This window comes from Pseudomonas sp. BN515 (assembly GCF_029873155.1).
Taxonomy (GTDB): domain Bacteria; phylum Pseudomonadota; class Gammaproteobacteria; order Pseudomonadales; family Pseudomonadaceae; genus Metapseudomonas.
Map to the genome: position 1 here is coordinate 1 of NZ_SSOH01000031.1, position 12878 is coordinate 12878.

The 12878-nt window shown below is 65.9% G+C and carries 8 protein-coding genes; 6 read left to right on the forward strand and 2 right to left on the reverse strand.

From position 1 onward, the window contains the following. The 3 genes from E8E91_RS09275 to E8E91_RS09285 form a co-directional block, all read left to right on the forward strand. The coding region (locus E8E91_RS09275) for an Hpt domain-containing protein (RefSeq protein WP_280375501.1) at positions 1-5910 on the forward strand (5910 nt) is incomplete at its 5' end. Further along, on the forward strand, positions 5907-6926 hold the full coding sequence (locus E8E91_RS09280) for a chemotaxis protein CheB (RefSeq protein WP_280375502.1): 1020 nt from the start codon (positions 5907-5909) through the stop codon (positions 6924-6926). The genes E8E91_RS09275 and E8E91_RS09280, both read left to right, overlap by 4 nt. Before the next feature lie 13 nt (positions 6927-6939). After that, positions 6940-7410, forward strand: coding sequence for a chemotaxis protein CheW (locus tag E8E91_RS09285; RefSeq protein WP_280375503.1), 471 nt, complete (start codon positions 6940-6942; stop codon positions 7408-7410). Positions 7411-7503: 93 nt separating this feature from the next. Here E8E91_RS09285 and E8E91_RS09290 read toward each other — a convergent pair whose 3' ends face one another. After that, on the reverse strand, positions 7504-8223 hold the full coding sequence (locus tag E8E91_RS09290) for a 16S rRNA (uracil(1498)-N(3))-methyltransferase (RefSeq protein WP_280375504.1): 720 nt from the start codon (positions 8221-8223) through the stop codon (positions 7504-7506). A 65-nt stretch (positions 8224-8288) separates the two neighbouring features. Beyond that, positions 8289-9695: an adenosylmethionine--8-amino-7-oxononanoate transaminase gene (locus E8E91_RS09295; protein ID WP_280375505.1), complete on the reverse strand. Its 1407-nt coding sequence runs from the start codon at positions 9693-9695 to the stop codon at positions 8289-8291. A gap of 162 nt (positions 9696-9857) precedes the next feature. On the opposite strand from E8E91_RS09295, the gene E8E91_RS09300 reads away from it, so the two are divergent. From E8E91_RS09300 to E8E91_RS09310, 3 genes are all read left to right on the forward strand, one after another. Next, positions 9858-11333, forward strand: coding sequence for a flavin monoamine oxidase family protein (locus E8E91_RS09300; RefSeq protein WP_280375506.1), 1476 nt, complete (start codon positions 9858-9860; stop codon positions 11331-11333). A gap of 233 nt (positions 11334-11566) precedes the next feature. Further along, positions 11567-12121 (forward strand): cytochrome b, encoded by a 555-nt coding sequence (locus E8E91_RS09305; RefSeq protein WP_280370861.1) that lies wholly within the window; start codon positions 11567-11569, stop codon positions 12119-12121. A 31-nt stretch (positions 12122-12152) separates the two neighbouring features. Beyond that, positions 12153-12728: a YceI family protein gene (locus E8E91_RS09310; protein WP_280375507.1), complete on the forward strand. Its 576-nt coding sequence runs from the start codon at positions 12153-12155 to the stop codon at positions 12726-12728. Positions 12729-12878 lie beyond the last annotated feature (150 nt).

Below are 12878 nucleotides of genomic sequence, written 5' to 3' on the forward strand. Positions count from 1 at the left end.
CCGGCTGCCGAGAGCATCGATCTCAGCCTGGATGCGCCGCTGGAGCTGGCCGAAGCCACTGTAGCCCCGGCCGCCGAAGGCGAGCTGCTGGTCTCCGACGACAATTGGAGCCTGGGTGAGCTGGAAGCCGAACCGGCTGCCGAGAGCATCGATCTCAGCCTGGATGCGCCGCTGGAGCTGGCCGAAGCCACCGTTGCCCCGGCCGCCGAAGGCGATCTGCTGGTCTCCGACGACAACTGGAGCTTGGGCGAGCTGGAAGCCGAGCCGGCTGCCGGAAGCATCGATCTCAGCCTGGACATGCCACTGGAGTTGACCGCAGCGGCTGCTCCCCTGGCTGACGACAACACCTGGAGTCTGGAGGACCTGACCGCCGACGCGGCGGACCTCGTTATCGTGCCCGCCCTGGATACACCGACCAAGCCCGAGGCCATTGCTTCCCTGGAGCTGGAGTCCGTGTTGCTGCCGGTAGGCGAAGCCCTGCCCAGCCTCGATCTGGACGAACTGGAAAGCCTGCCCGCCGAAACCGAAGTACCGGTCGCAGGCGATGGCGAACTGCTGAACCTCAGCCTCGACGAGCCGCTGGAGTTTGACGAAGGCCAGCCGTTGCCGAGCTTCGATCTGGCCGACCTGGAAGAGCTTCCGCCTGCCTTGCCGGGCGATCCGCCGGCACTGGAAATGTCGCTGGAGAACTTCGAAGCGCTGCCCAGCCTGGACTTCGACGAGCTGGACAGCCTGCCAGGCGCCGAGCCGGTGGCTGAACTGGACGCCTTGAATCTGGAAGACCTGCCGGCGCCCCTGGAGTGGGACGAAGCCGCTCTCGCCGAGCTTGGCCTGCCGGAAGTGGAACTGCCCAGCGCACCGCTGGAAGAACCTGTTGTGGCGCCCGCCGCCGAGCGGCCGCTGTCCCTCGCCGAGGTGATGGCAGCGCCGGTGCCGGCATTCAACCCGCCGGCCCGCGACGTGCCGCCGAGCCTGCTGCCGCCGCCCGCCGACGAAGAACCGATAGACGACGAACTACAGGAAGTCTTCATCGAAGAAGCCGGCGAAGTGCTGGAGACCCTGGCTGAATACCTGCCACGCTGGCGGGCCGACAGCAACGACCGCGACTCGCTGGGTGAAGTGCGTCGCGCCTTCCACACCCTCAAGGGCAGTGGACGCATGGTCCGTGCGTTGATCATCGGCGAGCTGTCCTGGTCGGTCGAGAACCTGCTGAACCGCGTGCTGGACCGCAGCATCGAAACCGATGAGCCGGTGTATCAGGTGGTCCAGGACGTGGTCGACCTGCTGCCCGCCCTGGTCGAGGAGTACGCTGCCAAGGCCCAGCGCCAGCGCGACGACGTCGACCTGCTGGCCGCCACGGCCCATGCCCTGGCCAAGGGGCAGATCCTCCCAAAATCTGAAGCCCCGGGTTCAGAGCAGGCCGTCGAGCCCGCGGGCGAGCTGCATGCTCCTGTCATCACCGAATCCGGTGAGGCCATGGACCCGCAGTTGCTGGAAATCTTCCGCAACGAGGCGGAGCTGCACCTGGAAACCCTCGCCGGCTTCATCAAGGCTTGCGACCAGGAGTTGCCCCAGGCGGTCAACGATGACCTCCAGCGTGCCCTGCACACCCTCAAGGGCAGTGCGCACATGGCCGGCATCATGCCCATCGCGGAAATCGCCACGCCCCTGGAAAAACTGGCCAAGGAATACAAGACCAACCTGCTCAGCATCGACCTGTCCGAGGCCGAGCTGCTGCATGAGGCGCTGAACCTGCTGCGTCAGGGCGTGGCCCAGCTGGACAGCACGCCGCTGGCGCCGGTCCCCGGCAGCGAGGCGCTGCTGGAACGCATCCGGAAGCTGCATCAGGACCGCCTGGATGCCGCCAACGCCGCGCGCCGAGACGACAAGGGTGAGACACGCGACCCGCAGATGATCTCCCTGTTCCTCGCCGAGGGCATGGACATCCTGCTGGACGCCGAAGACCTGCTGCGCCGCTGGCGTGAGCACCCGGCCGAGCGCCAGGAGCTGGGCGCACTGCTGGAAGAGCTGACCACCCTCGGCCGTGGCGCCGAGATGGCCGAGCTGCCGCAGATCGAAGAACTCTGCGAGGCCCTGCTGGATGTCTATGGCGCGGTCGATGAAGGCAGCCTGCCGGTCAGCGAGCGTTTCTTCGACGAAGCCGAAGCGGCCCACGAGGCCCTGATCAGCATGATGGATCAGGTGGCCGCTGCGCTGGAGGTCACGCCTCAGCCCGAGCGCGCCCAGGCCCTGCGCGACCTGTTGCAGGAAGTGGTGGACCCGGCGGCCCTGGCGCTGCTGGAGCCCGGCATCCCGGATCTGGAGATCGAAGAGCTGGACGCGGATACCGCCGACTGGGCGCGTGCCGGAGACAATCCGCCGTTGCCGGAACAGGCGGAAGAAGCCCAGGTACTGGAGGACGTCGCGCTTCCCGAGCTGGCTTCCTTCGAACCCGAGGAGCTGCCCGAGGCTGCACCGCTGGACCAGGTCCCGGCCACGCTGGACGAAGAAATGGTGTCCATCTTCCTCGAAGAGGCGGTGGATATCCTCGACAGCGCCGGCAAGGCCCTGGAACGCTGGCTGGGCGAGCCGGGCAACAACCCGGCACTGCTGGCCCTGCAACGTGATCTGCACACCCTCAAGGGCGGTGCACGCATGGCCGAGATCCGTCCCATCGGCGATCTCGCCCACGAGTTGGAGTCCCTTTACGAAGGGTTGGTGGATCGTCGCTACAGCCATTCGCCGCGTCTCGCCGGCCTGCTGCAGGCCAGCCATGACTGCCTGGCCTCGCTGCTGGAACAGCTCCAGGCGCGCCGCGCCCTGTCCGACCCGCTGCAACTGATCCAGGACATCCGTGGCTTCCGCCAGGGCGGTGCGCAGAGCCTGTCGGCCGCTGTGGTGCAGCCGCTGCCCGAATCCGAAGCCTTCGATGCGTTGGACTTCGAGTCGGAGGGAGGCGCTGACCTGGGCGAATCGCCGGAGGCCGCCAACGACGCGCAGGCGGAGGAAGACGACGAAGTCCTCACCGAGCTTGTCGCCGATGAGCCCGAGGCCGAGTTGCCGGCGCTTCGAGTTGCCGAAGAGCCGACCGCCTACGTCGTGCCCCAGGTCTTCGACAGCGACCAGGACCCGGAACTGGTGGAAATCTTCCTCGAGGAAGGTTTCGACATCCTCGACAGTGCCGGCGCCGCCCTGCAGCGCTGGATCGAGGATCCGGACAACAGCCTCGAAATCGAAGCCCTGCAGCGTGACCTGCACACCCTCAAGGGCGGTGCGCGGATGGCCGAGATCGGTCCCATCGGCGATCTCGCCCACGAACTGGAATTCCTTTACGAAGGCCTCTGCGGTGGTCGCCTGCGCGCCAGCCCGGCGCTGTTCGGCCTGCTGCAGTCCTGCCAGGACCGCCTGAGCGAAATGCTCGACGCAGTGCGTGTGCGCCGCCCGCTGCCGGATGGCCAGGCACTGATCGAAGCCATCAAGCACTGGCGCGCCAACCCCACCGAACAACTGAGCATGCCCACCGCGGTGCACTTGCAGCCGGTGGTCGAGGACGAACTGGAGACGGTGGCCGAGGCGGACATCCTCGATATCTTCCTGGAAGAGGCCGATGACCTGCTGGAGTCCATGGAAGCGGCCATCGGTCGCTGGGAAGAGGCTCGCGACGACGGCGTCCACGTGGACGAACTGCTGCGTGTACTGCACACCCTCAAGGGCGGTGCGCGCCTGGCCGGGCAGAAGCGCCTGGGCGACCTCACCCATGACCTGGAACAACACCTGATCGAGGCGCAGCAACAGGGCGCGCCCTGGCCGGAGAGCCTGTTCCTCGACGTGCAATCGGGCTACGAAGGCTTGCAGGCGGAACTGGAAGAGCTGCGCCAGCAACTCGACCGGAGCCTGGCCGAAGAACTGCCGGCGCCCACGCCGGCGCCGAGCCAGCCGGAACTGCCCCAACTGGCCGCGCCGATAGTCGCGGCCAGTGCTCAGCCCCTGGTGGTTGGCGAGGAGCGCGTGCTGCCCTTCGTCCAGCGGGCTCGTGAAGCCGCCCAGGAAGCCGCTGCCCGCCGTGCCCCGCAGGAACTGGTGAAAGTACCCGCGGAGCTGCTCGAAGGCCTGGTCAACCTGGCCGGTGAAACCTCCATCTTCCGTGGCCGCGTGGAACAGCAGGTCAGCGACTTCAGCTTCACCCTGAGCGAGATGGAAGCCACCATCGAGCGGGTGCGCGACCAGCTGCGTCGCCTCGATACCGAGACCCAGGCGCAGATCCTCAGCCGCTACCAGGCCGAGGCCGAGCGCGCCGGCTACGAGGACTTCGACCCGCTGGAAATGGACCGCCACTCGCAGCTGCAGCAGCTGTCGCGGGCGCTGTTCGAATCCGCGTCCGACTTGCTCGACCTCAAGGAAACCCTGGCGGCGAAGAACCGCGATGCGGAAACCCTGCTGCTGCAACAGGCACGGGTGAACACCGAGTTGCAGGAAGGCCTGATGCGTACCCGCATGGTGCCCTTCGACCGCCTGGTGCCGCGTCTGCGCCGGATCGTCCGGCAGGTGGCCAGCGAACTCGATAAACAGGTGGAATTCGTCGTCGGCAACGCCGAAGGCGAAATGGACCGTACCGTGCTGGAGCGCATGGTGGCGCCGCTGGAACACATGCTGCGCAACGCGGTCGACCACGGCATCGAGAATGCCGAGGCACGCCGTGCTGCCGGCAAGCCTTCGAGCGGCACCATTCGCCTGAATCTCGGTCGCGAGGGTGGGGATATCGTCCTGACCCTGGCCGACGACGGCGCCGGCATCAAGTTCGAAGCGGTGCGCCGCAAGGCCATCGAGCGCGGCATGATGGACGCCGAGTCCGACCTGTCGGACCACGAAGTGCTGCAGTTCATCCTCGAACCGGGCTTCTCCACCGCCGACAAGGTCACCCAGATTTCCGGCCGTGGCGTCGGCATGGACGTGGTGCATTCCGAGGTGAAACAGCTCGGCGGCACCATGAGCATCGACTCGACGCCGGGCGAGGGCAGCCGCTTCCTCATCCGCCTGCCGTTCACCGTGTCGGTGAACCGCGCGCTGATGGTGCTCTCCGGTGAGGATCTCTACGCCATCCCGCTGAACACCATCGAAGGTATCGTGCGGGTTTCGCCTTACGAGCTGGAAACCTATTACCAGCCGGACGCACCGCGCTTCGAGTACGCCGGGCAGAACTACGAGCTGAAGTACCTGGGCGACCTGCTGGACAATGGCCAGCAGCCCAAGCTGGTGGGCCAGAGCCTGCCGCTGCCGGTGATCCTGGTGCGCTCTTCCGAGCACGCCGTGGCCGTGCAGGTGGACGCCCTGGTGGGTTCCCGCGAAATCGTGGTGAAGAGCCTCGGCGCGCAGTTCGCCGGGGTCCACGGTATCTCCGGCGCCACCATCCTCGGTGACGGTCGCGTGGTGGTGATTCTCGACCTGCTGGCGACCATCCGTTCGCGTCACGCGCACCTGGTGCAGCCGCTGCCGCGTTCGGCCAACGTCAACCTGCTGCCTGCGGAGATGGACGTCGAACGTCCGCCGCTGGTGATGGTGGTGGACGACTCGGTGACCGTACGCAAGGTCACCAGCCGCCTGCTGGAGCGCAACGGCATGAACGTGCTCACCGCCAAGGACGGGGTAGATGCCATTGCCCTGCTGCAGGAACAACGTCCCGACATCATGTTGCTGGACATCGAGATGCCGCGCATGGACGGCTTCGAAGTGGCGACTCTGGTGCGCCACGACGAACGCCTGAAGGACCTGCCGATCATCATGATCACCTCGCGTACCGGCGAGAAACACCGCGAGCGCGCCATGGCTATCGGCGTCAATGACTACCTGGGCAAGCCCTATCAGGAGTCCTTGCTGCTCGAAACCATCCAGCATCTGGTCAAACGGACATGACAGAGAAGACTTCCGCACGCATCGCCGTGCTCGCCGATACCTCGTTGCAGCGCCATGTGCTGCAGCAGGCGCTAACCGGAAACGGCTACCAGGTGGTGCTCAACAGCGACCCCGCCCGCCTCGACGAGGAGGCCCTGGGCGCCTGCGAAACCGACCTCTGGCTGGTGGATCTGGCCCTGTCCGAAGACTCGCCCCTGGTGGACAACCTGCTGGAACACGCCAGCGCACCGGTGCTGTTCGGCGAAGGGCACGCACCCGAGCGCCATTCCGAGCACTACCCGCGCTGGGAACGGCGCCTGTTCGGCAAGCTGAAGAAGCTGGTGGGTGATCCGGCGGTGGCGGTCGGGCCGAGCCTGGAAACCCTGCTGGCCGAGGCGCAGCGCCCGTCCCGCCTGGAGCTGCCCAGGGCGCTTGCCGATACCCCGCTGGTGGCGGGCGAGCCCGCACGCCAGGTTTGGCTGCTGGCCGCTTCCCTCGGTGGTCCGGCGGCGGTCAAGGCGTTCCTCGACGCGCTGCCCGGCGGCCTGCCTATCGGGTTCATCTATGCCCAACACATCGACGCCAGCTTCGAGGGCGCACTGCCCCAGGCAGTCGGTCGCCACAGCCAGTGGCACGTCAACCAGGCCCGCCATGGCGACGCCGTGCGCTGCGGCGAAGTGGTGGTCGTGCCCATCAGCCGCGAGCTGAATTTCGCCGACGACGGCCGCATGCAGGTGGGCGAACGCCCCTGGCCGGAACCCTACAGCCCGTCCATCGACCAGGCCATGCTCAACCTTGCCCAGCACTTCGGTGCCCAGTGCGGCGTCATCGCCTTCAGCGGCATGGGTAGCGACGGCAGTGCCGCCGCCGCCTACCTGCGCCGCCAGGGCGGGCTGATTTGGACCCAGAGCGCCGAATCCTGCGCCTGTTCGAGCATGCCCGACAGCCTGCGTGAAGGGGGCTACAGCGGCTTCAGCGGCGACCCGCGCGAGCTGGCCGCCAAGCTGGTCGAACATCTGGCCGCGCAGTTCAGCTAACCCAGGATTTCCCATGAGCCAAGCCGTTACCACCCAGAACAGTGCCGCCAGCCTTACCGGGCTGCTGCTGCCGCTGTCCGACCGTACCCTGCTGGTGCCCAACGTGGCCCTGGCTGAACTCATTCCCTACCGTGCGCCCCAGGCGACTCCGGGTCTGCCCGCCTGGCTGCTGGGCCAGGTGGCCTGGCGCGACCTGCGCCTGCCGCTGCTGTCCTTCGAAGCTGCCGCAGGTGGTGAAGTGAAGGTGGGATCGGGTGCCCGGGTGGCGGTACTCAACGCCCTCGGCGGCCGTCCGCACGTGAAGTTCATCGCCTTGCTGCTGCAGGGCATTCCCCGCTCGCTGAAGCTGGAAAACGACCTGCGCCGCGCCAATGCACCGCTGTCGATCCTCGAGCTGGATTCGGTGCAGCTGGGGACCGACGTGGCGAAGATCCCGGACCTGATGGCCCTGGAGCAGATGCTGGCGGATGCCGGACTGATCTGAGCACCGTAGGTTGGTCCGAGCGTAGCGAGGCCCAACGTTTCTCCGGTTATGCCGGTCGTTGGGCTTCGCGTAGCCCAGACCAACCTACGTCAGCTAGAAATCGCCCCAGAGTTGCTGTGCCACGCTGAGCGCCACCACCGGCGCCGTTTCGGTGCGCAACACCCGTGGCCCCAACCGTGCAGCGTGGAACCCCGCCGCTTTCGCGGATTCGACCTCCGCTTCGGAGAGGCCGCCCTCGGGGCCGATCAGGAAGGCCAGGCTGCCCGGCCTGGCATGGCTCGCCAGGGGCTCGGCCACCGGATGCAGGACCAGCTTTAGATCCGCCTGAACGTCGCGCTGCCAATCGGCCAGCGTGACCGGCGCATGGATGACCGGCAGCACCGAGCGGCCGCATTGCTCACAGGCGCTGATGGCGACCTGGCGCCAGTGGGCGAGGCGCTTGTCGGCGCGTTCGTCCTTCAGGCGCACTTCACAGCGCTCGCTGACGATGGGGCTGATCTCGGTTGCGCCAAGTTCAGTGGCCTTCTGGATCGCCCAGTCCATGCGCTCGCCGCGCGACAGGCCCTGACCCAGGTGAACCCGCAGGGGCGACTCGGCCATCCCGGCAAAGGCTTCGCGCAGCTCCACCCTGGCGGCCTTCTTGCCCACCTCGATCAGTTCGCCGAGGTACTCCTGTCCGGAGCCGTCGAACAGCTGCACGGCATCGCCCGTGGCCAGGCGCAGGACGCGGCCGATGTAGTGGGCCTGGGCTTCGGGCAGCTCATGCTGGCCAAGGGAGAGCGGGGCATCGATGAAGAAGCGGGAAAGGCGCATGGGCGTTCGGGCAGAGGTGGGACAGGCGCGCAGTTTAAGGCCTGGCGCGCCGTCCGTGTTACTTGTCAGCCCGGGTCTCGGTGATTCGGATGCAGGTCCGTCGTCACCGACACGCTCACCGAGTCGCGGGTAGCGATGTCGATGCCTTCGCTGGCCACCTCGGCAAGGAAGTCGATCTGCTCTTCAGTGATCACATAGGGCGGCAGGAAATACACCACGTTGCCCAGCGGACGCAGCAGCGCACCGCGCTCCAGGGCGTGCTGGAAGACCTTCAGGCCGCGGCGCTCCTGCCAGGGGAAGGGCGTCTTGCTGGCCTTGTCCTGGACCATTTCGATGGCCAGCACCATGCCGGTCTGGCGCACTTCCGCCACGTTCGGGTGGTCCGCAAGATGGGCGGTTGCCGTCGCCATGCGCATGGCCAGCTTGCGGTTGGCTTCGATCACCTTGTCCTGCTCGAAGATGTCCAGGGTTGCCAGGGCGGCGGCGCAGGCCAGCGGGTTGCCGGTGTAGGTGTGCGAATGGAGGAAGGCGCGCAGGGTCTGGTAGTCGTCGTAGAAGCCCTGGTAGACGGTCTCTGAGGTGAGTACCGCAGCCATCGGCAGGTAACCGCCGGTGAGGGCCTTGGACAGCACCAGGAAGTCCGGGGCGATGCCGGCCTGCTCGCAGGCGAACATGGTGCCGGTGCGGCCGAAACCCACGGCGATCTCGTCGTGGATCAGATGCACGCCATAGCGGTCGCAGGCCTCGCGCAGCAGCTTGAGGTACACCGGGTGGTACATGCGCATGCCGCCGGCGCCCTGGATCAGCGGCTCGACGATGACAGCGGCGACCTCTTCATGGTGTTCGGCGAGGGTGCGTTCCATGTGGGCGAACATGGCGCGGGAGTGTTCTTCCCAGCACATGCCCTCGGGGCGCAGGAAGCAGTCCGGGCTCGGCACCTTGAGGGTGTCCAGCAGCAGCGACTTGTAGGTCTCGGTGAAGAGGGCGACGTCGCCCACCGACATCGCCGCAACGGTTTCGCCGTGGTAGCTATTGGTCAGGGTGACGAAGCGTTTTTTGCGTTCCAACCCCTGATTGCGCCAGAAGTGGTAGCTCATCTTCAGCGCCACTTCGATGCCGGAGGAGCCGTTGTCGGCATAGAACACCCGATCCAGCCCCTTGGGGGTGATCTTCACCAGGCGCTCGGACAGTTCGATCACCGGCTGGTGGCTGAAGCCGGCGAGGATGACGTGCTCCAGCTGGTCCACCTGATCCTTGATGCGCTGGTTGATGCGCGGGTTGGCGTGGCCGAAGACGTTGACCCACCAGGAGCTGACGGCATCCAGGTAGCGCTTGCCCTCGAAGTCTTCCAGCCACACGCCTTCACCTCGGCGGATCGGTACCACCGGCAGGCGTTCGTGATCTTTCATCTGGGTGCAAGGGTGCCAGAGCACAGCGAGGTCGCGTTGCATCCAGTCGGCATTGAGGCCCATGACTCGTTCTCCTGTAGCGATCGGCGAAGCCTATGCAATGAGGCTGGCCCGGACAAGCAGGACGCCATTCAACACGCGGAAGGCACTTCTGGCCGGGCCGTCGGGGCTGGCGTATCCTGCGCGCCAATTTCGAACGACGCTGCTTCACCGGGGGGATTCTTCATGCCTGCAGCCTGGCGCGCCTTGGCGCTGATCATCGTGGGAGGGCTCAGTGCGACGGCGCTGGCCAAGGACAAGCAGCCGACGGCTATCGTCATCGGCGGCGGCATGGCGGGCCTGACTTCGGCCTACGAGTTGCAGCAGAAGGGCTGGCAGGTCACCGTGCTGGAGGCCAAGCCGAGCATCGGTGGCCGCTCGGGCCTCGCTGCCAGCGAGTGGGTCGGCAGCGCCAAGCTGCAGCCGAGCCTGTATCGCTACCTGGACCAGTTCAAGCTGAAGGCCGTGTCCGCGCCGGAGTACGTGCGCAACCCGGGTTACCTGGTGAACGGCCGCTACTTCTCCGAAGCCGACCTGCTCAAGGAAGCGCCCAGCACCGTCGAAGGCCTGAAGCGCTTCGACAAGAGCCTGGACGACCTCGCGGCCTCGATCGACGATCCGATGAAGCCGCTGGCCAACCACACCCTGCAGACCCTCGATTCCATCTCCGTTGCCCGTTGGCTGGAGAAGCTGAACCTGGCGCCCACCGCCAAGGCCCTGGTGGATCAGCGCATCCGCTCGCGCTATGACGAGCCGTCGCGCCTGTCGCTGCTCTATCTGGCCCAGCAAGCTCGCGTCTACCGTGGCCTGCCGGATACCGAGATGCGTGCAGCACGCCTGCCTGGCGGTAGCCAGGTCCTGGCCCAGGCCATGGCCAAGCAGATCAAGACCATCAAGACCAACGCCCGCGTTTCCGCCATCGTGCAGGAGCAGGAGGGCGTCACCGTCAAGGTTGGCGGCACCGGCTACAAGGCCGATTACGTCGTGCTCGCGGTGCCGCTGCCGGCGCTGGGCAAGATCAGCATGACCCCGTCCCTTTCTGCGCTGCAGCTGCGTGCCCTGAAGGACATCAACTACGGCTGGCGCGACCAGATGCTGCTGCAGTTCAAGAAACCGGTCTGGGGCAAGAGCCGCCTTTCCGGCGAGGTCTATAGCGATCAGGGGCTGGGCATGCTCTGGGTCGAGCCGGCCCTCAAGGGCGGTGCCAACCTGCTGATCAACATTTCCGGCGACAACGCGCGCCTGCTGCAGGCCTTCGGCGACCGGCAGATGGTCGACCAGGTGCTGATCCGTTTCGACAAGCACTTCCCGGGCGCCCGCGAGCAGTTCAAGGGCTTCGAGCTGCGTCGCTACGGCAAGGACGCCCTGGCGGGCGGTGCCTACCTGGCCTACGGCCCGGGCGAGATCAGCCTCTACTGGCGCATGTGGGAGCAGCCCCTGGGTCGAGTGGTATTCGCGGGCGAACACACCGACGCGCTCTATCCGGGCACCCTGGAAGGCGCGCTGCGCAGCGGCCAGCGCGCCGCCGGCCAAGTCATCGACCTGAAAGCCGGCAAGACCGTCGGCCCGGTGGAAGCGGTGGCCGAAGCCAAGCCGCAAGCCGCGCCCAGGGCGTCCACCAAGGAAGAGAAGAAGGGCTTCTTCTCCCGCCTGTTCAACTGATTCCAGCCCCGGGCGGCGAGCCATCTCGCCGCCTGTCCCCCCTGGCGCACCGCTCGGCCGCGCCCTACGAACTTTCAGACATTTCCTTCGACAAAATCCTGCAAAGCTTCATTCGTTATAAAGATCGTATTACTCGATATTTCAAAGCGAAATTTTCCGCTTTAATTCGATAGATTTGCCGCTAGGCTAAATCACTCGCGTTTACCCAGCCTGTGTTTCCAAGGATTCATTTCATGCAATGGCGTAACTCCCCGTCCCGCTTCGGCCTGGTCAGTATCGTTCTGCATTGGGGGGTGGCCATCGTCTTCGTCGGCCTGTTCGCCCTGGGCCTGTGGATGGTCGGTCTGAACTACTACAGCAGCTGGTACAAGACCGCTCCGGATATCCACAAGGGCATCGGAATCCTGCTGTTCCTGGTGATGCTGGCGCGCCTGGCCTGGCGTTTCGTCAGCCCGCCGCCGCCCGCCCTGCCCAACCATGGACCTATGACCCGCCTGGGTTCCAAGGTCGGCCATCTGGTGCTCTACGTCGGTCTGTTCGCCCTGATGATTTCCGGCTACCTGATTTCCACCGCCGAAGGGCGCGGCATCGCCGTGTTCGGCCTGTTCGAGGTGCCCGCCACCCTGACCGCCATCCCCGACCAGGAGGATGTCGCCGGTGCGATTCACGAATACCTCGCCTGGGGCCTGCTGATCTTCGCCGGCATCCATGCCCTGGCCGCCCTCAAACACCACTTCATTGATCGCGACGCGACCCTGACCCGCATGCTCGGTCGTGCCGCCAAATAACGCCGCAACCTCTCAACAAGGAGATTCATCGATGCTGAAGAAAACCTTCGCCGCCCTGACCCTGGGTGCTGCGCTCTTCGCTGGCCAGGCGATGGCCGCTGACTACGTGATCGACAAGGAAGGCCAGCACGCCTTCGTCAACTTCAAGATCGGCCACCTGGGCTACAGCTACATCTACGGTACCTTCAAGGACTTCGACGGCAGCTTCAGCTTCGACGAGAAGAATCCGGAGGCCAGCAAGATCAAGGTCACCCTGAAGACCGCCAGCGTCGATACCAACCACGCTGAGCGTGACAAGCACATCAAGAGCGGCGACTTCCTGAACGTCAGCAAGAACCCCACCGCCACCTTCGAGTCCACCGCGGTCAAGTCCACTGGCCAGGGCACTGCCGACGTGACCGGCAACCTGACCCTGAACGGCGTGACCAAGCCGGTGGTGATCAAGGCCAAGTTCGTTGGCCAGGGCGACGACCCGTGGGGCGGCTACCGCGCCGGCTTCGAAGGCACTACCACCATCAAGCTGAAGGACTTCGCCATCCAGAAGGACCTCGGCCCGGCCTCCCAGGAAGCCGAGCTGATCATCTCCTTCGAGGGCGTGCGCTCCTAAGCGTGCCTTCCCGCCGTAGTAAAACGCCGGCCCAGTGCCGGCGTTTTGCTGTCCGGACCTGCATCACCCCGGAAATGAAAATGTCGACGCCGAGCCGGTGTTTTCATGGGCTCGTAGGATGGGTGGAGCGGAGCGATACCCATGCGGACA

Excerpts from the sequence above, each read along its gene's own strand:
- E8E91_RS09280 (WP_280375502.1), top strand. The coding sequence starts at position 5,907 with ATGACAGAGAAGACTTCCGCACGCATCGCCGTGCTCGCCGATACCTCG.
- E8E91_RS09285 (WP_280375503.1), top strand. The coding sequence starts at position 6,940 with ATGAGCCAAGCCGTTACCACCCAGAACAGTGCCGCCAGCCTTACCGGG.
- E8E91_RS09290 (WP_280375504.1), bottom strand. The coding sequence starts at position 8,223 with ATGCGCCTTTCCCGCTTCTTCATCGATGCCCCGCTCTCCCTTGGCCAG.
- E8E91_RS09295 (WP_280375505.1), bottom strand. The coding sequence starts at position 9,695 with ATGGGCCTCAATGCCGACTGGATGCAACGCGACCTCGCTGTGCTCTGG.
- E8E91_RS09300 (WP_280375506.1), top strand. The coding sequence starts at position 9,858 with ATGCCTGCAGCCTGGCGCGCCTTGGCGCTGATCATCGTGGGAGGGCTC.
- E8E91_RS09305 (WP_280370861.1), top strand. The coding sequence starts at position 11,567 with ATGCAATGGCGTAACTCCCCGTCCCGCTTCGGCCTGGTCAGTATCGTT.
- E8E91_RS09310 (WP_280375507.1), top strand. The coding sequence starts at position 12,153 with ATGCTGAAGAAAACCTTCGCCGCCCTGACCCTGGGTGCTGCGCTCTTC.